Below are 21999 nucleotides of genomic sequence, written 5' to 3'. Positions count from 1 at the left end.
CGGAGACCGCAGATGTACAAGCATGTCCTCATCGCATCCGACGGCTCGGACCTGTCAACCAAAGGGGTTGCGGCCGGCCTCGAACTTGCAAAGCTGGCCAAAGCCAAAGTCACCATCCTGACAGTCAGCGAAGCCTTTCCGGTCTTCGACCTCGTGTCCAAGCTGGGTCTGTTCCAAGACCCGGCCGTGCTCGAAGGTTACAACACCAGTTGCGGAAAATGGGCCGACAAGGTCCTTGCCAGCGCCACTGCCGCCGCCGCAGCAGAGGGTGTGGAATGCGAGACCCTCTACATACCCGGCAGCTCGCCAGCCGACGCGATCCTCGAGACCGCGAAGTTCCGGTCTTGCGACCTGATCGTAGTGGCGTCCCACGGCCTGCGGGGTTTCGAGCGCTTCGTCATCGGCAGCCAGGCCTCTCGTGTCGTGCAGGGCGCCAGTGTGCCGGTGCTGGTGGTTCGCTAACCGAGCACGTCATCCCGGACGATCGTCAGCAGGCTGACTCTGCTGAACCTTGGTTCCGCGACACCGGTCCTGCGCTGACCAGGTCACCGCCAAAGACGGACCGCAAGCCGTTTTAGTCTGGAGAGTGGCGGTCGCAGTGCCCCAGGTTCCGCGCACTGTTCGACGTCCGGTGCGGTTGTCGTTTCGGGCCCGCGAAAGATGCCACCCCTTGCGCTGATTGATCTGCTGACAGAACGGCCATTCAGAACGGCCAGACGAGTGTGATCAGCAACGTGCCACAGAGGACCACGATCACGGATAGCGGCAGGCCCAGCCGCCAGTAGTCGCCGAATTTGTAGCCGCCGGGGCCCATGACGATCGTATTACACTGGTGGCCGATGGGCGTCAGGAAGTCGCAGGCCGCGCCGAGGGCGACGCCCATCAGGAAGGGATCCGGGTTGAGCCCGAGCTTGATGGCCACCGACGCGGCGATCGGCGCCATCATCAGCACCGTCGCGGCATTGTTGAGGAAGGGCGTGACGGCCATGGCGAGGATGATGACGACGGCGAGCGCGAGCGACGGCGCGAGCCCCGACAGCAGCGGCGAGAGCCAAGCCGCGATCAGGTCGGTGCCGCCGGTGGTCTGGATCGCCTCGCTGATCGGAATGAGCGCGGCGAGGAGCACGATCACCGAGGCCTCGACGGAGTGATAGGCATCCGACATGCTCATCACCCGCAGCAGCAGCAAGGTCACCGCCGCACCAAAAAACGCGACGGCGGCGCTCGCGATGCCCGCGGCCGTCAGCGCCATCGCGATGGCCAGCACCGCGATCGGCACGTAGCTGCGCCGGTTGCGGCCAAGGACGATGCGACGCTCGGCGAGCGGCAAGAGGTTCAAGGCGCCGAGGGCCTGTGAAATGTCGTCGGCAGTTCCCTTGAGAACGACGACGTCGTTTGCCCTGAGCTTCAGGGATGAAAGGCGCTGGCTGATCGGCTGCCCGCCTCGGCTGATCGCCAGCACGGCGACTTCGGGATGCTGCTGCATGATGCCGCGGATGACGGGCAGCCCGATGACCGACGACGCCGGCGACACGATCGCCTCGACCACCGTCTCCGTCTCGACGTCGGCGGCTGCGGCGGTGATCGTCTCTCCCGCCAGCCGGAGTTCCGAGCGGGCGATCGCGCGCTCGAGATCTTCGGGATCGCCGGCGATGAGCAGCACGTCGCCGCCACGCACCGGCATGTCGGGCGACGGCACGAGCCGGCGGAAGCGTTCCCGGATGACCCAGCGGATGCGGATGTCTCCGTCGCCGAGCGCCTCGATCTCACCAACGGTTCGGGACGCGGAGGCCGAGCCCTCGGGGATGACGGCCTCGACGGTGTAGGCATCGAGATTGAAGCTGGCGGACACCGTGCCGCCCGGCTTGCGTTTGGGAAGGAGGCCCGAGGCGAGCGAGAGGAAGATGAAGCCCGCCGCCGCCACGCCGAGGCCGACCGGAGCGTAGTCGAACATGCCAAACGGCTTGCCGGACACGTCGACCCTGATCTTCGAGACAATGATGTTCGGCGACGTGCCGACCAAGGTCACCAGGCCGCCGATGAGCGAGGCGAAGGACATCGGCATTAGGAAGCGCGAGATCGACGTGCCGCTGCGCTTGGCGACCTGCGCCGCCACCGGCATGAAGATCGCCAGTGCGCCGACGTTCTTCGTCACCATCGACATCAACATGGTCGCCCCGACGAGGATCGGCACCTGGCTTCGGGCCGACTTCATGTACGGCAGAAGCGGGCGCATCAGGTCCTCGACAAAACCCGAGCGCGCGACGGCGGAGCTGATGATCAGGGCGCCGGCGACGATGACGACGACATTGTCGGAGAAGCCGGTAAAGGCCTGATCGAACGGCACGATGCCGAGCACCAGCCCGGCGAACAAAGCCGCGACCGCCACCAGATCATAGGGCAAGCGTCCCCAGATGAAGCCGACGACGGTCGCGAAAACGAGGCCGAAAGCCAGGGCTTGGTCGATCGTCATTCTGAGGCTTTCGAGAGAGGCACGCGGTGATGCGACCCGGCATCTGACAGCCGGGCTTTCCCGGCAGCTTGCGAGGATGGCGGGAGAGTAGAGCGAGCGCGAAAGGCGACAATGGCTGACCCACGCTTTTGCCCATGGCGTTTGGCGTCCTGCGCGGCATAGCCGCAGGGCCTTCGCGGCACGCTAATTACCGGTGGGTTGGAACACCTCCGGCTCCAAACCGTCCTTGGAGGGAGTTTTCACTGCCCCAACCCCGGTTTGGCCCGGCGCCAAAGATTGGATCTTTCGTGATGGAAAACGACAAGTCCCCCCACGCGATCGATCCGGTCACCAGCGGCGTTCGGGACGGCGAAGTGCAGGCGCTGGTGGAACTGGCGGATCGCCCGTTCTCGGAAGCGCCGCCCGCCGACATGGGGCGGACCTCGTCCCTCGGAGAGATTTCCTTCGAGGAGTTGCGCTCGGAGATCCTTCTGAAGGCGCTCGCCTCCAAGGTGCTCGGCGCACACCTCGATAACCGTTTTCAAACCTCCTACCCGCTCGTCCTTGATCTCTCGGTGGTGACGCCGGAGGTCCGTTCGCTGATGCTGGAAGTGGCGGCGGCGGCAGCGGTCTCGGTGGACCTGTCGGCAGTGCAGCTGGAGGCAGCCGCCCGTGGTCTCGCGTCCATCCGCGCCGATGCCGTCGCCATCGCCGCCTTCCACCAGGCAGCCAGCCAGCCGAGGGCGCTGTCGCTGATCCTGGCGGAAACGGCAAAGGCGGGGTTCTCGGAGTATGCCTATGCGGTGTCGCTGGTCACGCTGTCCGGCGTCGACAACGATCTGGCCTCGATCCACCTCAGCTATGTCGCAGCACGCCTCACCCTGACGCGGGAGCTGACGCGGAGCCTTAACCGACGCTTTCGGACCTGACCTCCTGAAGAGCTTCCGGTATCGCGCGCGTCTCCAGCAGCAGCTTGCGCGAGATGTCGGCCAAGGTCAGCCAGCCGACGATCTCGCCGGTATGATCCCTGACCCCCAGCCGCCGGATGTGATTTGCCGCCATCGTGCTCATGGCCTCGTTCACTCCATCGTCGACGCGGCAACAGATGATCGGGGACGACATGATTTCGGTGGCGACCATGGACGACGGGTCACCGCCCTTGGCGACGACCCGGTAGAGGATGTCCCGGACGGTCACGACACCCAGCGGATCCGAAGGGCTGCCGACCGGTACCGCCCCGACGTCCAGATCGCCCATCAGCTCGGCGAGCGAGCGCGCCGTGTCCTCGGGCGCTGCAAAATCCACGATGCGGCTCATCAATTCGGCAACTCTCACGACAACCCTCACGGTGATTTTGCAGTGCGATATAACGCACGGTTCGGGATTGTGTTCACCCGCAACTTAATAAGGCAGGGAGCGGAACGAACGGCATCGGCGGCACTTTCGACCTCGTCTTTGTATCCGAACACTGTGAGCCCGCATGACAATCCATACCCCGGTCGAGAAGTCTGCCACCCCGGCCTTTAGCCCGCCTTCGTCGCGGTCTCAACTTGAGGAGGGAAGGCCCTATCCTCTCGGCTCCACATGGGACGGGCGCGGCGTCAACTTCGCGATCTTCTCCGCCCACGCCACGAAGGTGGAGCTCTGCCTTTTCGACGCCACCGGAACGCAGGAGATCGAGCGGATCGAGCTCCCGGAATATTCCAACGAGATCTTCCACGGGTACCTGCCAGCCGCGCGCCCGGGCCTCACCTACGGCTATCGCGTGCACGGCCCCTATGATCCGAAGGCCGGTCATCGCTTCAACCATCACAAGCTTCTGCTTGACCCGTATGCCAAGCAGCATGTCGGCGAGCTGGTGTGGGACCATGCCCTGTTCGGGTACACGATCGGCCATAAGGACAAGGACCTGTCCTTCGATACCCGCGACAGCGCGCCGTTCGTGCCGAAATGCCGCGTGGTCGACCCGGCCTTCACCTGGGGCGAAGAGCGCAAGCCGAACGTGCCGTGGGAACGGACGATCTTCTACGAGACCCACGTCAAGGGCTTCACCCAGACTCACCCTTCCGTTCCCGAGAGCGACCGCGGAACCTTCGCCGGCCTGATGCACGCGGACGTCGTCGCCTACATCAAGAGTCTCGGCGTGACCTCGGTCGAGCTACTGCCGATCCATGCTTTCGTCGATGACAGCTACCTCGTCGAGAAGGGCCTCCGGAACTACTGGGGCTATAACTCGCTCGGCTTCTTTGCCCCGGACCCGCGCTACTGCTCGACGCCCTTCGTCAACGAATTCAAGGAGATGGTCTCTCAGTTCCACCATTCGGGACTGGAGGTCATCCTCGACGTCGTCTACAACCACACGGCCGAAGGCAACGAGCTCGGCCCGACCTTGTCGTTCAAGGGTATCGACAACGCGACCTATTATCGCCTGATGCCGGACGACAATCGCTACTACATCAACGATACCGGCACGGGAAACACCGTGAACACCGCGCATCCGCGGGTGATGCAGATGGTGACGGATTCGCTGCGCTACTGGGCCGGCGAGATGAAGGTCGACGGCTTCCGTTTCGACCTCGCGACCATCCTGGCACGCGAGCCGACCGGCTTCGACGAAGGTTCGGGCTTCCTGCACGCGTGCATGCAGGATCCGCTGCTGGCGCAGACCAAGCTGATCGCCGAGCCGTGGGATTGCGGCCCGGGAGGCTATCAGGTCGGACGCTTTCCGCCGGGCTGGGCCGAGTGGAACGACGGCTACCGCGACACCATCCGCTCGTTCTGGCGGGGCGACGAGGGCAAGATTCCGGCCGTCGCCGGCAAGTTCAGTGCGTCGGCTGACATCTTCGACCGGCGTGGCCGCAAGCCTTGGGCGTCCGTGAACTTCATCACGGCCCATGACGGTTTCACGCTGCACGACACGGTCTGCTACAACGACAAGCACAATGACGCGAACGGCGAGGACAACCGCGACGGACACTCGCACAACCTCTCGTGCAACTACGGCGTCGAGGGGCTGTCGGACGACCCGGAGATTAACAACGTCCGCTTCCGGCAGCTGCGCAACTTCTTTGCGACCTTGCTGTTCTCGCGGGGCACGCCGATGATCCTGGCGGGCGACGAGTTCGCGCGGACGCAGAACGGCAACAACAATGCTTATGCCCAGGACAACGAGATCGGCTGGGTCAACTGGGATGTATCGCCGGAGGGTAAGGACCTCGCGGAGTTCGTGCAGAAGCTGATCATGCTCCGTCAGTCGCTGCCGATGCTGCGCCGGGGCAAGTTCCTCAGCGGACGCTACGACGAGGAACTGGGCGTTAAGGACGTGACCTGGATCACGCCTGCCGGAACCGAGTTCGACGAGGTGCACTGGGCCGATGCGGGGGCGCGCTGCTTCGGCGTGCTGCTGGACGGCCGGGCGCAGGCCGCCGGCATCCGTCGTCCGGGCACCGATGCGACCATGATGATCGTCATGAACGCCCATCATGACGTCGTGAACTTCACCTTGCCAGAGGCTGCCGGCGGCACGCGCTGGCAGTGCGTGGTCGACACCAACCTGCCGGACCGCGAGGAGTTCGCGCCGTTCGACTTCGGGTTCGAATACATGGTCACCGGGCGCTCCTTCCTCGTTTTCATGCTGGAGCCGAGCGAGGGCGAACGCGGGCAGGCCGAGGCGCAGCGCTCCTTCGCGCATGTGTCCGAAGCCTTCGATCGGGCCTTCGTGGACCGTGTACACTTTCCTCGAGACTGAAGTACAAAAGGGCGCCGTTGCACTTCAGCGACGCCTTTGAATAAAAAGTGCAGAGGGCTGTGCGATGTTTACATCGCGCAGCCCCCTGCACTGAAAACGGTCATCAGAAGAATGGCTTAACGCTCGGCACCCGAACGAAAGGCACTAACCCTCGCTTCGGTATGAGGCATTGTAGGGCATTCGTTGTCCCGTCATCGCGGGTGTCGCGGCACCCTGTGTATATTTGATCGAGAAGCCATCGCAGTCAGCCGCCGCCGATCAGGATGCCGGCGGCGAGGACGAGCGCGCCGCCGACGACGATCTGAAGGGTGGCCCGCACGATCGACGTCTCCATGAAGCGGTGCTGGATCCAGACGATCGCCCACAGTTCGAGAAAGACGACGGCGAAGGCGATGGCGGTCGCCGTCCAGAAGTCCGAGATGAGATAGGGGAGCGCGTGGCCGAGCCCGCCGACGGCGGTCATGATGCCGGAGGCCAGACCCCGCTTCAGCGGCGAGCCGCGGCCGGAGAGCACGCCGTCGTCATGGGCGGCCTCGGTGAAGCCCATCGAGATGCCCGCGCCGACAGCGGCGGCAAGGCCCACCAGCAGCGTCGTCTTGGTGTCATGCGTCGCGAAGGCGGTGGCGAAGATCGGCGCGAGGGTCGACACCGAGCCGTCCATCAGACCGGCAAGCCCCGGCTGGACCAAGGTCAGGATCAGCTGCTTGCGTGCCGTCTGGTCTTCACCCGCGCGCGCCTCTCCCGTCAGATGGGCCTCCTCCAGCGAGTTGGCCTTGCCCTTATGCCGGCGCTCCGCTTCCGCCAGGTCGCCGAGCAAGCGGCGGGTAGAGGGGTCGCCGACGCGCTTGGCGGCCTCGTCGTAGAACCGGCAAGCGGCATCCTCCATCCGGTCGGCTTCCGCCCGCATCTGCTCGATCCCGAGATTGGCGACCAGCCAGATCGGACGCCGGCTGACGTAATCCGCCACATGCTCGCGCCGGATCAGCGGAATGGCCCCGCCGAAGCGGCGCTCGTGCTCGGCGATCAGGACGCGGCGGTGGCCGTCCTCCTCCTGTTCCATTTCGCGAAAGACCGCGGCCGTATCGGGAAAATCCTGCGCCAGACGCTCGGCATAGCCGGAGTAGATCCGCGCATCATCCTCTTCTGCCGAAATGGCGAGGGCCAGGATTTCCCGCTCCGACAAATCCTTAAAACGCTTTCTGCCGTTCGCGAACCACCGCATGGCCATGCCCCTAACTTAGAATAATTCCAATATAGGTGATGGCGTAGCACTGTAGACTGCGACGGGCCAGTCGGATGGCAGACGAAGCGGGATCGTCAAAGCGAGCGACCGGCTTCCTTCGGCGGAAGCCGGTCGGCACTGCGCGCCAGGGCTTACGCCGCCTCCTTGCCCGCAATCCGGTCTCCGTGCGGCAACGTGGAATTGGCGTTCGCATTGTCGAAGCGGCGACCGAAATTGGCGATGGATGCCGCCGCCGACAGCCAGTCGAGAAGGCTGGTCTTCAGCCGGGCCTCGATCTGCGCGGCTTGGCTTGTCGGGCAGAGAAACTCCGCTTCGAGGCAGACCTTGCCGAGTTCGGTCGTCGATATCCTTGTCCTCGGCTCATGCGAGCCGATCGTCACGCCGAGTTCCGCCTCGATCGCCGTTCGCGCTTTTGCTGCGGCAACCGCGAATGGCTTGCAGAGACGGGCCGCTTCGCTTCGCCAGATCGCCAGCGCCTCTGCGTTCGACGGCCCGCGGTCGAAGATCACGGCCACGCGGTGCTGCACGAATTCGCGACCGAACCGCTGGCGCCGCGTGGTGGCGTTGAAGAGGTGAATGTTCGACACCACGAGCCGGCGTCCGGTGTAGGCGTATCCAAAGGTACCGTCCCCGGTCTCGTTCAGCGTCGTCGTCAGGAGCGACCGGTCCACGACCTCGCCCCGCACGCCCGCCACCTCGATCCAGTCGCCGATCCGGACCGAGCCGGAGGCGCTGGACACCAAAGTACCAAGGGCGCCCTGGATAATTTCTTTCGACACGACGACGAGCGCGACGACGACCGCCGCCAGCGAGACGAGGAGCGTCTGCAACTCGCTGTGCCAGATGATCATGGTGCCGGTCACCAGCACCGAAGACGAGACAGCCCGCACCAGCGCCAGCCGGCGGCGCTGCTCGGGCGTCAGAACGGTCCGGCAAGGCGCGATACGCCTGGCGGTCAGGCGATTGGCGCCTATCACGCCGAACGCCATGGCGGCCGTCAGGGACAGCGATTGAAGAAGATGGAAATCAAGGATCGAAGACATCGTGTAGTCCTGAACGTTGAGACAGTGGCACGGGGAGAGGGGATCCCCTCCGCCGCCGCTCACTGATGCCGCCGTCCTGTTTCCGCCTGATGCCCGGGACGTTTCCCGGTCCGGGAAAGTGGTTTCGGCGCGCCGGACTATTCCGCCTTGTTGTTTCGCAGGCATGTCGCGTCACCGAAAGGTTCGGCGGCGACATCTGGACGAAACCATTTTCCCCCGTCTCGAACTGCCGCCGAAACATTCGCTCGCTACTTCCCGGCTCGAAAACCAAACGGCCCCTGGCCCTTCGAGTGCTTCATCATGCTGAACCTCGCCCCCCGGATCCATGACCTGACCACGCGTGTGTCCGTCTCGCCGGCGGCGCTGACGCAGGCGCTCTCCCGGTCCGCCGGAAAGCTCGGCGCTGTCATCCTCGCTCGCTTGCAAGTGACGCGGGGACGTCGGCGCACCATGAATAAGCGGCGATCGGCAAACGTTTTGCCAGGCTTTCACCGCGCGTCGCAGAACCTTTGTGAGTTCGATTACGACTACTACGTCGCCTTGGAAGCGCACCGGCAGGCACAGCCGAGCCGGCTGAACAGGGTGCACCCGTCGCGGGCGCGGACCGTCTGACGCGCGGAGCGCCGCACTTGGTCGGGGCCATCTGAACTCCTCAGCTTTGCCTCTCCAAACACTGCCGAAGATGTGTAGACTTGACGCAATGGCACCGCCAAGAAAAGGCGCGTGGAAGGGCTGGATCGCTTCCGATGTCGACGGATCTCATGACCTTTGCCGATCCGGCGGGAAATCCCGGGCATGATATCGACCCGCCCCCGGCCGGCTGGAAGCTTGCGGTGATCGACGATGACCAGGCGGTGCATGACGGCACGCGGTACGCGCTCCGGAACTACCGCCTGCAAGGTCGCGGCTTCGACCTCATCGGCGCCCATTCCGGGGCGGAGGGGTTCGAGTTGCTGCGCCGCAACCCCGACACCGCCATCGTGCTGCTCGACGTCGTCATGGAGACCGAGGATGCCGGGCTGAAGCTCGCCCGGCGGATCCGGGAAGACCTGCACAACGAGTTCGTCCGCATCATCCTGCGGACCGGGCAGCCGGGACAGGCTCCGGAGCAGCGGATCGTCGTCGACTACGACATCAACGACTACAAGGCGAAGACCGAACTGTCGGCGGAGCGTCTGTTCACGACGCTGACGGCATCCGTCCGCAGCTACGAGCAGCTTCGCCGCCTCGAGCACACCCGCGCCGGGCTGGCGTTGATCGTCGCCTCGGCGGCCGAGCTCTACGACAGGCGCTCGCTCGGAACCTTGGCCGAGGGGGTGCTGCTGCAGTTGAACGCGCTGCTGGGCATCGAGGCGGGGGGCATTCTCGTCCTCCGCGAGACCGTGGACGGCGTGCATTCGGTTCTGGCGCGCAGCGGCAGCTTCGCGGCGATGGATGACGGCGCCATCGACTTCGCCACCCTGTTTGCCGATGCCATGCGCGACGGACACGCCCTCGCCTCGCCCGGCCATAAGAGGCTTTATCTGCAGACCAGCAGCGGTGCGGAAATCCTCGTCATCCTCGACGGCCCCGACGCCTTGACCGAGACGCAGCTTGCCCTCGTCAACGTCTTCGCGTCCAAGCTCGGCGTCGCCTTCGACAATGCCCGCCTGCACGAGCGCCTCGCCGAAGCGAATGCCGAACTGGAGCGCCGGGTCGAGGAACGGACGGCGGCGCTCGCCGAGGCCAATGTAAGGCTCGAGGGGCAAGGGGCCCAGCTGCGGCGCGTCAACGCCTTCAAGAACGAGATCCTCGGGACCATCGCGCATGATCTCAAGAACCCGCTGATGGTGATCCTCGGCCGCGCCGAGATGCTGACGGCGCTGGCGGCCAAGAGCGGCGGAGACGCGAAGGAGGCGATGGATGTCCAGATCGGATACGTGCGCACCGCGGCACAGCGCATGAACCGGATTGTCGATGTCTCGGTCGCCGATGCCATGGCGGATGCCTTCGACATCTCGATCGATCGCCGCCACGTCGATCTCGGGAAAATCGTGCGAGCGGTCGCCGAACTGAACGAGGGCCTGGCCGCCGCCAAGCAGCAAACCCTGGAGATCGAGCTCGAAGCGGACCTCCCCATTTCGGCAGATCCGGATCGGTTGATGGAGGCGGTGGAGAACCTCGTGAGCAATGCCGTCAAGTACACCCCGCCCGGCGGCCATGTCCGCGTCACCGCGCGGCGGGTCGGATCCGAGGCGGAAGCTGTCGTCGCCGACAGCGGTCCCGGGCTGAAGCCGGAGGACGTCACCCGTCTCTTCGGACGGTTCCAGCGCCTGTCGGCGCAACCGACGGGGGGCGAGAGCTCCACGGGCCTCGGCCTCTCGATCGTCAGGAAGATCGTCGACCTGCATGGCGGGCGCATCGACATCTCGGAGAGCGGACCGCTCGGCGGCGCCAGCTTCGCCGTGGTCCTGCCGCTGCGTGCCGGGGCAAAGCCATGAGCCTCGACCCGCTGATCATCGTCGTCGACGACGAGACCGACACGCGCACCCTGATCGGCGACTATATCGCCCTCAACGGCTTTCGGGTGAAGCTCTGCGACGGCGGCGATGCCCTGCGTGCCATCTTGCCCGAAGAGACGCCGGCTCTCGTCGTGCTCGACCTCAACATGCCCGGCGAGGACGGGCTGTCGCTCGTGCGCTTTCTGAAAGGCGAGCCGTCTGTCCCGGTGATCATGCTGACGGCGACCGCGAGCCTGATCGACCGCGTGGTGGGGCTGGAACTCGGGGCGGACGACTATCTCGCCAAGCCCTGTGAACTGCGTGAGCTTCTGGCGCGCATCCGCTCCGTCGTGCGCCGCAGCGCGCAACCGCCGCGAACTGTCGGGCCCGCCTTGGCCAGCCTCGAGCCGCCGCGCCGGGAGGTGCGTTTCGGCGCCAAGCTGCTCGATCTCGACACCCAGCTTCTGCGCGACGAGGAAGGCAATGAGTGGCAGCTAATCCCGAGCGAGTTCAATCTGCTGAAGGCCTTTGCCGAGAACCCGCGCCGGGTGCTCACCCGCGAACGGCTGCTGACCCTTGCCAATGCGCGCGACGTGGATCCCTTCGACCGGTCGATCGACGTTCGCATCACGCGCATCCGCCGCAAGATCGAGGATGACCCGGCGCGACCGACGATCATCCGGACGATCCGAGGCGCCGGCTATCTCTTCGCCCCGGAGGGATAGCCGCCGCGCTGGCGCCGCCTTCATTGCGCGACTGTTGCGGGGCTGAGGTCCAGCAAGAAATCTGCCGGAAACATCGGCGGTGAAAGATGCCGGTGCAACGGAGCACGCGGCACGCATGACGGAGCGGGACAACCAGACAGGGGGGAGGCCTTCCAGTGCGGCATGAACTGCCGGCCGAGCCTACGGCACCCCTGGCGCGGAAAAAAGCGAGAGGCTGGCTTCGCCCGCGTCCGCCCCGCATCCGGCATTCCATCCTTCTCGTCGGCGCCATTCCGATCGCCATCGCGGCCGCCCTCGCCTTTGCGTCGATCGGCTTGCTCCACAAGGCGGACCAGACCCATGAAGCGGCGCTGAAGGTCGCCACCATCTACCGTCAGATCGTGTCGGCCATGAGCCGTCGCGACGCTTACCTCGCCTCACCCCCGGCCACGCGGGACCGGTATCTGGCCGGCTTCGGGACATCCCTGAAATCGGCGGAGGTCGGACTGGAGAACCTGCAGGCGGGGAGCCTCGGCAGCGAGACCGACGGCGCGATCGCCTCGGTCCGCGAGAGCGCGACGCAGTACTTCACGGCGATGCAGGATCTCGCGCGGTCGACCGAGCGCAACGACGCACTCTTCTCGCAGATGGACCAGCGGCTGCGCGGCCTGATCAAGCTGACCGACGAAGCGCGCCTTCGGCAGCACGAGTCCAACGCCGACGTGGTGCGGACACTGACCCATCGCGACGCGGCGCTGCGCGCCGCCCAGACCCTCGTCGATACCGCCACCGCGGTCCGGATCGCCATCACCGACAGGGAACGGCGGGTGGCGGACGGCGGCACCGATCCGCCGCCGGACCAGTCCTACGCCAATGCCCGCCTCAGCCATGCAGCGCAAGATCTCGAAAGCGCGCTCGGGGCGTCCGGGAGCGAGGCCGCCGAACTGCGGGTGCTTCTCGCGGACATCCTAGGCGGCGGGGCGACGGGCGCTTCGCTCGACTGGCTGGACCGGCTGCTCAAGGTCAAGTCGACCGAGCAACGGTCGCTGCACGACCAGGCCGCGGAACTGCTGACCTATACCGTCGAGGCGCACGAGACCGAGCAAGCCACCCAGAACATCGCGATCGCCACCTTGAAGCTCGGCGATCGCACGCTGGCCGCGTTCTCGGCCCGCGACGTGAACGTTGTCTCCGACGTCATTGTGGAGAGCGTGGGCCTTGCCGACACCATCGCATCGCAACCGATCTCCCCCCTGATCCAGACCGAGATGCTCGACGCGATCGAGCAGTGGCGGGAAGGCCTCGGGGACATCAAGACGGGCCTTTCCGACCAGAACGCCATTCTCGGATCGATGGGCGACATCGCCTCGATCATGCTCCTCGAGGTCGCGACGCTGAACACGACCCTGTCGGCCAATGCGGAGTCGATCGGCGCCAATGTGCGCCGCATTCTGGTGCTCGGCGCCATCATCGGCCTGGTCGTCGGCGCCGCGACCGCGGTGCTGGTCGCACAGTCCATCCTGAAGCCGCTGAAGCGGCTGGAAGACGGGATGCTCGACCGGGCCTCCCGTCATCTGTCAGGCCCCTTGCCCGACGACGATCGGCGCGACGAGATCGGCTCCATGGCGCGGGCGACCAACCATTTCCTGCGCGAGCTCGGCAAGCGCGAAAACGCCCTGCGCGTCGCCAAGGAACGCACCGAGGATGCGCTGCGCCAGCTGAAGGAGACCCAGTCCCAGCTGATCCAGGCGGAAAAGCTTGCCTCGCTCGAGCAGCTCGTCGCCGGCGTCGCGCACGAGATCAACACGCCGCTCGGCGTCGCCCTGACGACGGCGACGGTGATGAACGAGGAGACGCGCCGCTTCGAGACAGAAGCGCGACAAGGACAGGTGACGCGCCAGGCTTTCGACACCTTCGTCGAACGGACCGCAGAGGGCGCACGCCTGATCTTTGCCAACCTCGAACGATCTGCCAATCTCGTCCAGAGCTTCAAGCAGGTCGCCGTCGACCAGGCGAGCGGCGAGCGGCGGACGTTCGAGCTCCAGGCCTTCACCGAGGATCTCTTCACAAGCCTCGGGCCGCTGACGAAACGCGCCGGACACCGCACCGAAGTCCTCTGCGAGCCGGACCTCGTGCTGGACTCCTATCCCGGCGCCCTCGCGCAGGTGCTGACCAACCTCCTGTCCAACGCCTTCGCCCATGCCTTTCCCGCGGACCGCCGGGGACTGGTCCGCGTCGAGATCGCCCAGCGGAACGGCGGCGTGCGCATCATCTTCTCCGACGACGGACAGGGCATCTCGCTTGCCCATCGGCGGCGGGTGTTCGACCCCTTCTTCACCACCGGACGCGGCAAGGGATCGACCGGGCTTGGCCTCCACATCGTCTTCAATCTCGTCACCGCGACCCTCGGCGGCACGATCAGCATGGGCGGCCCGGAAACGGTGCGGTTCGACCGCCCGCCGCTGCCCGGCGCGCGCTTCACCATCGATCTGCCGTCTGCCGCACCGCAAGCCACCTCGATCGACGACACCGAAAGCCCGGAGGCCTCGTGATGATCCAGAGAATGTCGTGCATCCTGCCGAGCCTGATCCTCTTGGCATTCGCCTTCCCCGTGCTTCCCGCCGGGGCAAAGACGCTGGTCTTCTGTTCGGAAGGCAATCCCGAAACCCTCAGCCCGCAACTGGCGGTCACCGGAACGGCGATGGATGCGGCGCATCCGATGTTCAACAACCTCGTCGAGTACAAGGTCGGCACCACCATCATCGAGCCTTCGCTCGCCGAGAGCTGGAGCATCTCCCCCGACGGGCGCGACTATGTCTTCAAGCTCCGCCGGAACGTTCACTTCCACGCCAATGCGCTGTTCACCCCCACCCGCGACTTCGACGCGCGCGATGTGGTGTTCTCGCTGCTGCGGCAGTGGAAAACGGATCACCCCTACCACGCGACCGCGGGCGGCGGATTTGCCTACTTCCAGGACATGGGCATGGCCGACCTTCTGGAAAGCGTCGAGGCACCCGATCCGCACACCGTGCACATCCGCTTGACCCGTCCGGAAGCGCCGTTCCTGTCGGATCTCGCCATGTCGTTCAACGCGATCCTCTCCGCCGAATATGCTGACACCTTGCTAAAGACCGGCAAGAAGGAGCTGTTCGACACCCAGCCGATCGGCACGGGCCCGTTCATGTTCTCGAGCTTCCACGAGAACGTGACGATCCGCTATCGCGCCTTCCCCGGCTACTGGCGCGGGCGGCAGCCGATCGACACGGTGGTGTTCTCCATCACCCCGCAGGCGGCGGCCCGGCTGACCAAGCTGAAGGCCGGCGAATGCCACATTTCAGCCTATCCGGAACCCGGGGACCTTGCCGAGATCCGGTCCGATCCGAGGCTGACGCTGCATACGTCGGAAGGGATCAACATCGGCTACCTCGCCATGAACACGACGCGCCCACCCTTCGACGACGCGCGGGTCCGCCTTGCGATCAACCTTGCCATCGACAAGGCGGCGATCATCTCGGCCGTCTACCCGCGGACCGGCGTCGCCGCGGTCAATCCGATCCCCCCCACTTTGTGGGGCTACAACGACAGGATCGCGCCCTACCGCTACGATCCGGAGGCGGCCCGCCGGCTGCTGACCGAGGCGGGGATCACCGAGGGGATGACGGTCGATCTCTGGTATCCGCAGGTCGACCGTCCGTATACGCCGAACGGCAAGCGCGTCGCCGAGATGGTGGAAACCGACCTTGCCAAGCTCGGCATCCGGCTCGAGCTCAAAACCGCGGAATGGAAGGATTATCGCGACATCCTGCAGCAAGGCGAGTTTACGCTCGCGATCTACGGATGGGCGGCCGACATCGGCGACCCCGACAATTTCCTGCACACGCTGCTCGGCTGCCTTGCCGCGCGCATCGGCGGCAACAACATCGCACGCTGGTGCGATCGCAGTTTCGATGCTCTCGTGGTCGAGGCCAAAGCCACATCGGACGTCGCCAAGCGGATAGCGCTCTACCAGCAGGCGCAGGTCATCTTTCACGAGCAGGCCCCTTGGGTTCCGATCGCGCACTCGATCTTCATGGTCGCGGCCCGCAAGGAGGTCAGGGGCTTCATCATCGATCCGCTCGGCTACCACATGATGGAGAATGTCGACCTGGTGGATGACGCCAACGACAACTGACGGGATCACCGCGAAAGGAATCTTGCCCGCTTCAGGTCCATTGCCGGCAGCGCCAGATCGCCGCGTGCGATCGACCAGCACCCGGCACGCTGACATCCTGTGCTTGGAGAAAGCGAACGCGGCGCCGCGAATGATTGGCGATCCGTATAGCCATGGCCATCAATTCGAAGGGGCAACCCTCTTAAGGTTCAGGGAGTTGACGCCCCAACTCGCCTTGCCCTTCGAATCCAAAGATCCCCATGAAACTATCCAGACCGCGCATCGGCAGCATCACGCTGTCGGTCGTCGTATCGGCCTACCTCCTCGTCGCAACGAACCAGACGTTCCTCGCAAAAGGCCTTCGTTACTTCGCCGGCCATGAGGCTCAGTTCGCCGCTCTCGTGGTGGCGATCTTCCTTTTGACGGTCGCGGCGCTGACGACGGTGTCGATCAAATACCTGATCAAGCCCGTCTTTATCCTTCTCATCGTCGTCGCCGGCTCGGCTTCGTATTTCACCGACACGTTCGGCACGATCATCGATCGCGAGATGATCCAGAGCGCTGTCGTCACGACGAGCGGCGAAGCGCGCAACCTCTTCACGCCCAATCTCTTCGTGCATCTCGCTCTCTACGTCGTGTTGCCCTGCCTGTTGATCGCCTGGGTACGGATCGTCCATCGGGCCTTTCCGAAGAAGTTCCTGTTCAACATGGCAGTCATCTTGCCTTGCTTGCTCGGGGCGATCACGATCGTCGGATTGAACTACGCGTCCTACTCCTCGACCTTCCGCGAGCGCGGCGATCTGATGGACACCTTCAATCCCGGCGCGCCGATCGCCGGCGCCGTCAAATATGTCGAGAGCCTGAGAAAAGAGCGCGACATCGTTGCAGCGCCTTTGGGCACCGACGCCCAGCAAGGCTCGCGCTTCGCCTCCAAGGGCCTGCGCTCGCTGACCGTGATCGTCGTCGGGGAGACGGCGCGTGGCATGAACTTCAGCCTGAACGGCTACGGTCGAGACACCAATCCCGAACTCGCAAAGCGCAATGTCGTGAGCTTCACGCAGGCGTCGAGCTGCGGGACCGCGACCGCCATCTCGCTTCCTTGCATGTTCTCGGTCTACCCGCGCGTTGACTATTCGACGGCCAAGGGGCTCGCGTCGGAAAACCTCGTCGACGTTCTCCAGCATGCCGGCCTCGCCGTCGACTGGTTCGACAACAACACGGGCAGCAAGCATGTCGCCGACAGGGTCGCGTACGAGTTCCTGCCGGACGCGAACGATCCCCTGTTCTGCGAGGGCGGCGAGTGCAAGGACGAGGTCCTGATCGAACGCCTGAAGCTGTTCCTGCAGCAGCGGCCGAAGACAGGAAACGCCGTCGTCGTGCTGCATCAGCTCGGCAGTCACGGACCCGCCTATTTCAAGCGCTACCCGCCGGCGTTCGCAGGCTTTGGTCCGGCCTGCGAGACCGCCCAGTTCGCCGATTGCCAGCAGGAGGAGATCGTTGCGGCCTATGACAACACGATCCTCTACACCGACCATATCCTGTCCGAGGTCATCGACCTTCTTAAGGCCGAGGGTCCGGAGACGGCAACCGCCATGGTCTACATGTCGGATCACGGCGAGTCGCTCGGCGAGAACGGGCTCTACCTGCACGGGACGCCGTATTTTCTGGCGCCGCAGACCCAGACGCATATCCCCTTCATCACCTGGCTTTCGGATGCGTACCAGCGGGCCAGCAATATCGACATGAACTGCCTGCGCGACGAACGAGACCGTCCCGTCTCGCACGATAACCTCTTCCACACGATCCTCGGCCTTACCGATGTGTCGACCGGCGTCTACGATCCCGCGCTCGACGCTTTCGGCACCTGCCGACAGGCGAAGGAGAAGCCCACGGACAGCGCGCCGGCGGGAAACCCGTCGTGACCGACGACGCGCCGAAGTTTCAGACCAAACCAGTGAAGGCGTTCGGGCTGCGCCATACTTTCGCTTCCGCCGGCTACTCGTTCCTGGGGCTCAAACGCCTGCTTGGCGAAACGGCGTTTCGGCAGGAACTCATCGCGCTCTTCGTCTTGCTGGTCCTGTTCGCCGGATGGGGCGTTCCGATCGGGAGCTACGCGACGCAGATCACCCTCGCCCTCGTCCTTTTCGCCGTCGAGGCGCTCAACACCGCGATAGAAGTGCTCGTCGACCGGATATCCCCGGACTATGCCGAATTTGCCGGGCACGCGAAGGACCTTGGTTCCTTCGCCGTGTTCTGCCTTCTCGCGGCAAATCTCGTTCACGCAATCGCGGCGCTCTGGACGGCTTGACCGGTCATCAGAAGCGCATCTGGCAATCTGGCCGTCACGCGAAAGGCTAACTGAGATCACGCTCGAGCATTGCCGGGAAAACGCTAGATGGCGTCCATCGTCCGGGGGAGCTCCTGAACCAAGGCGTCAATCGCCAGCCGGGTTCGAAACGGGAGATGGGGCGTCTCCGGCCAGACCGCATGGATGTCAACGACAAGCGGCGGGACGTCGGCGAGCACCTCGACGATCTCGCCAGCACCCAGTCGGTCGCTGACCAGCCAGCGCGGCAGCCAACCGATGCCATGTCCATCGGCAACGGCATCCGAGATCGACTCGAGATCGTCGAAGCGCATCCGTCCTGCCGGCTGTATTTCGATCGGCGCATGGCCGCGCCGCGGGAACAGCCATGTCCTGAGTTGGCCCCTCGCCGCATAGGCAATCAGCGCATGCCGCTCCAATTCGCCGATCGATCGCGGCGTGCCGTTCTCCACAAGGTACCGGGGCGCGGCACAGAGGATCATCGTCTGCGAGGCGAGACGGCGGGTCATCAGCCCTGCGCCACCTTCAGGTGCGCCGCTGCGGATGGCTAAGTCATACCCGTCCTCGACGAGGTCGACGGTCCGATCGCTGAAGTTCAGCTCGAGTTCCAGGAGCGGGTGCTTGCCTGCCAGGCTCGTGAGGATCGGAGCGACGCATCTGCGGCCGAACAGCACCGGCAAGGAGGCACGCAACCTGCCCGTCGCAACGCTCTTTCCGGAGGTGAGCGCCTCCCGTCCTGCCCTGAGTTCGGCGAGAGCCCGCAAGCAGTGCTCGTAAAAGAACTGCCCATCCTCGGAGAGCGTCATGCTGCGGGTGGTGCGGTGGAACAGCCGAACCTCCAGCCGCTTCTCCAGGCGACCGATCGACTTGCCGACTGCCGAACGCGACAAATGAAGGCGCTCGGCCGCCGCGGAAAAGCCGCCAGCCTCCACGGCTGTCACAAAGACGGAAATCCCCACAAGATCATCGGCCATCGCTTATTGTAGCGCATCGGTCGCCGCGATGGCGATCGATCATCGCCACTGCCGATCTGAATTCTCCGTATGCTCGCCTCACACAACGAGAGAAGGCCAGCAGTATGAAAGCATTCCAGATTGGATCGCGGAACGGCATCGACGCCCTGACCGCGACGATGCGCGCGGAGCCGGTTGCCGGCCGCGGCGAAGTTGTCGTGGCGCCACGCCTCGTCGGCATGATCAGCCGGGACCTGCAATTGCTGCGCGGCACCTATGGCGGCGACCAGCCTGCGACGCGAATTCCGATGTCGGAAGGTGTGGGCACGGTCGTGTCGGTCGGGGACGGGGTCACCGAGGTGAAGGCAGGCGACCGCGTCGTCTGCGGTCATTTCTCCAGCTGGCTCGACGGCGGGTTTCGTCAGGACGTCTTCGCCGAGGACATCGGCGTCACGCGGGATGGATGGCTGGCTGAAAAGGTCGTGCTGCCCGCGCCCGCGTTGATCCGAGTGCCGGACGGCATTGCCGACGAGAACGTCGCCGGCCTCGCCTCGGCGGCCCTCACCGCCTGGCACGCCTTGGCCGAGATGTGCCACGTCAAACCCGGGGATCTCGTCCTGTGCCTCGGGACCGGCAGCGTTTCGCTGGCCGCGATGAAGATCGCGAAAGCACATGGGGCGCGTGTCGCCATCACCTCCTCGCAGGACGAGAAGCTCGACCTCGTCCGTACGCTCGGGGCCGACATCACCATCAACTACCGCACCAGCGCCGACTGGGCAGCGGAACTGATGGCGGAGACAGGCGGTGCCGGCGCCGACATCGTCATCGAGACCGGTGGGGTCGATACGCTCGGTCATTCCATCGCCGCCTGTGCCGTTAACGGCCAGATCGTCGTAGTCGGCGTTTCCCCGGGCAAGGGCCCCGCCATTCCCGACTATCTCGCCTTCATCGCCAAGAACCTGACGATCCGCGGCATCGCCAATGGCAGCCGTGCCATGTTCGTCGACCTCCTTCGCTTCATCGAAGCCAAGGGCTTGGACACCATCCCTGGCAAGACGTTTGCCTTCGTGGACGCGCCCGAGGCTTACCGCTATTTCGCGGCGGCAGAGCATCTGGGGAAGGTGATGATCAAGTTCTAGGCGCCACGGGCGGACGCACGCCGCGTACTGCAATCTGCGGGGCGAGATCTCATCGCCGCGACGCGGCTATCCGTCGCGGCTCGTCCGGTTGTATTGGTCTACACCCCGTCATCGGCTTGATCGAAGGCGGGGTGCATACAGGTGCGACCGCTTCAGGGCGGAGCGTTGCTGCCAGATGCAGTTCTGCACCACGGCCCCACGGTTAAGACAACGCGGCTATCGGCATGCTGCTTAGTGAGCAACCATAACACGGACGGCGCATTGAGAGGCCGGCCAGTCAGTGCGGTTACGCACAGATGTCGGCTTGGAACCCCTCCAGGATGCGCATATGACCACGGTTGCAGAAGCACTTCCGTCCGGACGCCCGGTTGCTCGATCGAGATCCTTGAAGGCTCTCGGCGCGGTCAACTTCTTCCTCGCCGACGTCCGGGACGGTCTCGGTCCCTTTCTCGGCATCTTCCTGATCGGGCAAGGCTGGAGCACGGCCACCATCGGTTACGTCATGACCATCGGCGGCATCGCCGGCATGCTGGCGACGACACCGCTGGGCGCGCTGGCCGACGCGTCGAAGGCCAAGCGCTTCATGGTCGCCTTCTGCGCGGCGCTGGTGATCATCGCCTCGGTCGCCATCCTGTTTGTCCCGACCTTCGCATTCGTCACGGCCTCGCAGGTCGCGACCGGCATTGCGGGCGCCGCTATCGGCCCGGCCATTGCCGGCCTGACGCTCGGTCTCGTCGGACAAAAGGGCCTTGCGCCCCAGCTCGGCCGCAACGAAGCCTGGAACCATGGCGGCAACGTCTTTGCAGCGGCTGGTGCCGGCTTCTTCGGCTACGAGTTCGGCCTCACCGCCGTCTTCATCCTCATGACCGTCATGGCGGCCGGCTCCATTGTCGCTGTCCTGATGATCAAGGCAGACGACATCGACCACGACGCCGCGCGCGGCCTCGAGAAGTCGAGCGGAGACGAGAAAGAGGCGCCGTCGGGTTTCAGCGTGCTCTGGAAGTCGACACCTCTGCTCGTTCTGGCCGCGACCTTGATGCTCTTCCATTTCGGCAACGGCGCCATGCTGCCGCTGCTCGGCCAGCAGGTCGCGACACAGGCGGAAAGTAGCGACACCGCACCTGCCGGCGCGACGACGGCATCCCCTGAAGCCTCGACGCAAGGCACGGCGCCATCCGACGCCAATGCGACGGCGCCGTCGGTGACGATCGCGCCGGGACAGGCAACCGCAGGCCGGCCGGCGGCGGAGCCGAGCACCCAACATTCGACGCTGCAGATGCTCCTGTCCGACCCGGTCTCGTATACGGCCGCGACCGTCATCATCGCCCAGTTGACGATGATCCCTATCGCACTGTTGGCAGCGGGCTTCGCAGGCCGCCGCGGCTACTTTCTGCTCCTCGTCGCGGCCCTGGTCGCCATGCCGCTCCGGGGATTGATCGCCGGCCTCTGGCCAAGCCCTTACGCGCTGATTCCCGTGCAGATGCTCGATGGCGTCGGGGCCGGATTGCTCGGCGTCGCGGTCCCTGGCCTCGTCGCGCGCATGTTGAAGGGTACCGGTCATATCAATGCGGGCCTTGGCGCGGTGATGACGGTGCAGGGTGTCGGCGCCTCGCTCAGCCCGGCCATCGCCGGCGTGATCGTCGCACGCTACGGGTTCTCCGTCGCTTACCTGGCGCTCGCGGGCTTCGCGCTGTGCGGCTTGGTGCTCTGGCTTGTCTGTGCTTCGAAAGTTGCAGCCGCCTGCAAGGGTGATTGACAGAT

The 21999-nt window shown here is 65.0% G+C and carries 17 protein-coding genes; 12 read left to right on the top strand and 5 right to left on the bottom strand.

Features of this window, described 5'->3' with window-relative positions; all coding sequences use genetic code 11:
- Positions 1-12 precede the first annotated feature (12 nt).
- Positions 13-462, top strand: coding sequence for a universal stress protein (locus ACZLZY_RS14405; protein WP_472934902.1), 450 nt, complete (start codon positions 13-15; stop codon positions 460-462).
- Positions 463-703: 241 nt separating this feature from the next.
- On the opposite strand, the gene ACZLZY_RS14400 is transcribed toward ACZLZY_RS14405, so the two are convergent.
- The gene (locus ACZLZY_RS14400; RefSeq protein ID WP_472934901.1) at positions 704-2473 is read right to left on the bottom strand and encodes an SLC13 family permease; all 1770 of its coding nucleotides are present in this window, start codon (positions 2471-2473) and stop codon (positions 704-706) included.
- Positions 2474-2763: 290 nt separating this feature from the next.
- Between ACZLZY_RS14400 and ACZLZY_RS14395 the strand changes: the two genes are divergently transcribed.
- Positions 2764-3381: a hypothetical protein gene (locus ACZLZY_RS14395; RefSeq protein WP_472934900.1), complete on the top strand. Its 618-nt coding sequence runs from the start codon at positions 2764-2766 to the stop codon at positions 3379-3381.
- On the opposite strand, the gene ACZLZY_RS14390 is transcribed toward ACZLZY_RS14395, so the two are convergent.
- Positions 3359-3769 carry a CBS domain-containing protein gene (locus ACZLZY_RS14390; protein ID WP_472934899.1) on the bottom strand — a complete coding sequence of 137 codons (411 nt, stop codon included), beginning with the start codon at positions 3767-3769 and terminating at the stop codon, positions 3359-3361. The genes ACZLZY_RS14395 and ACZLZY_RS14390 overlap by 23 nt on opposite strands.
- Positions 3770-3932: 163 nt before the next feature.
- Here ACZLZY_RS14390 and glgX point away from each other — a divergent pair, with 163 nt between their 5' ends.
- Complete coding sequence (gene glgX / locus ACZLZY_RS14385; RefSeq protein ID WP_472934898.1) at positions 3933-6200, top strand: glycogen debranching protein GlgX; 2268 nt, start codon at positions 3933-3935, stop codon at positions 6198-6200.
- 244 nt (positions 6201-6444) lie between these two features.
- Here glgX and mbfA read toward each other — a convergent pair whose 3' ends face one another.
- Positions 6445-7428, bottom strand: a complete 984-nt coding sequence (gene mbfA / locus ACZLZY_RS14380; RefSeq protein ID WP_472934897.1) for an iron exporter MbfA — start codon at positions 7426-7428, stop codon at positions 6445-6447.
- A 146-nt stretch (positions 7429-7574) separates the two neighbouring features.
- Complete coding sequence (locus tag ACZLZY_RS14375; protein ID WP_472934896.1) at positions 7575-8486, bottom strand: mechanosensitive ion channel domain-containing protein; 912 nt, start codon at positions 8484-8486, stop codon at positions 7575-7577.
- 300 nt (positions 8487-8786) lie between these two features.
- Here ACZLZY_RS14375 and ACZLZY_RS14370 point away from each other — a divergent pair, with 300 nt between their 5' ends.
- The 7 genes from ACZLZY_RS14370 to ACZLZY_RS14340 all read left to right on the top strand — a co-directional run bounded on the left by ACZLZY_RS14370 (position 8787) and on the right by ACZLZY_RS14340 (position 18128).
- A complete protein-coding gene (locus ACZLZY_RS14370; protein ID WP_472934895.1) occupies positions 8787-9098 on the top strand; it encodes a hypothetical protein in 312 nt (103 codons plus the stop codon).
- A 134-nt stretch (positions 9099-9232) separates the two neighbouring features.
- The gene (locus ACZLZY_RS14365) at positions 9233-10966 is read left to right on the top strand and encodes a sensor histidine kinase (protein WP_472934894.1); all 1734 of its coding nucleotides are present in this window, start codon (positions 9233-9235) and stop codon (positions 10964-10966) included.
- On the top strand, positions 10963-11691 hold the full coding sequence (locus ACZLZY_RS14360) for a response regulator (RefSeq protein ID WP_472934893.1): 729 nt from the start codon (positions 10963-10965) through the stop codon (positions 11689-11691). The genes ACZLZY_RS14365 and ACZLZY_RS14360 overlap by 4 nt, the downstream gene beginning before the upstream one ends.
- Positions 11692-11846: 155 nt before the next feature.
- Entirely contained in the window at positions 11847-14222 is a 2376-nt protein-coding gene (locus tag ACZLZY_RS14355; protein ID WP_472934892.1) for an ATP-binding protein, read from the top strand.
- A complete protein-coding gene (locus ACZLZY_RS14350) occupies positions 14222-15841 on the top strand; it encodes an ABC transporter substrate-binding protein (protein ID WP_472934891.1) in 1620 nt (539 codons plus the stop codon). The genes ACZLZY_RS14355 and ACZLZY_RS14350 overlap by 1 nt, the downstream gene beginning before the upstream one ends.
- A gap of 239 nt (positions 15842-16080) precedes the next feature.
- On the top strand, positions 16081-17742 hold the full coding sequence (locus tag ACZLZY_RS14345; RefSeq protein WP_472934890.1) for a phosphoethanolamine transferase: 1662 nt from the start codon (positions 16081-16083) through the stop codon (positions 17740-17742).
- Positions 17739-18128 (top strand): diacylglycerol kinase, encoded by a 390-nt coding sequence (locus ACZLZY_RS14340; protein ID WP_472934889.1) that lies wholly within the window; start codon positions 17739-17741, stop codon positions 18126-18128. The genes ACZLZY_RS14345 and ACZLZY_RS14340 overlap by 4 nt, the downstream gene beginning before the upstream one ends.
- Before the next feature lie 83 nt (positions 18129-18211).
- Here ACZLZY_RS14340 and ACZLZY_RS14335 read toward each other — a convergent pair whose 3' ends face one another.
- On the bottom strand, positions 18212-19120 hold the full coding sequence (locus tag ACZLZY_RS14335) for a LysR family transcriptional regulator (protein ID WP_472934888.1): 909 nt from the start codon (positions 19118-19120) through the stop codon (positions 18212-18214).
- Between the two features lie 104 nt (positions 19121-19224).
- On the opposite strand from ACZLZY_RS14335, the gene ACZLZY_RS14330 reads away from it, so the two are divergent.
- Both ACZLZY_RS14330 and ACZLZY_RS14325 read left to right on the top strand, forming a co-directional pair.
- Entirely contained in the window at positions 19225-20238 is a 1014-nt protein-coding gene (locus ACZLZY_RS14330; RefSeq protein WP_472934887.1) for a zinc-dependent alcohol dehydrogenase family protein, read from the top strand.
- A 385-nt stretch (positions 20239-20623) separates the two neighbouring features.
- The gene (locus ACZLZY_RS14325) at positions 20624-21994 is read left to right on the top strand and encodes an MFS transporter (RefSeq protein WP_496253584.1); all 1371 of its coding nucleotides are present in this window, start codon (positions 20624-20626) and stop codon (positions 21992-21994) included.
- Positions 21995-21999 lie beyond the last annotated feature (5 nt).

The organism is Mesocryomonas lacus, from assembly GCF_055730135.2.
The sequence above is the reverse complement of the archived record's forward strand: the minus strand, read 5'-3'. Positions and strand labels throughout refer to the sequence as shown.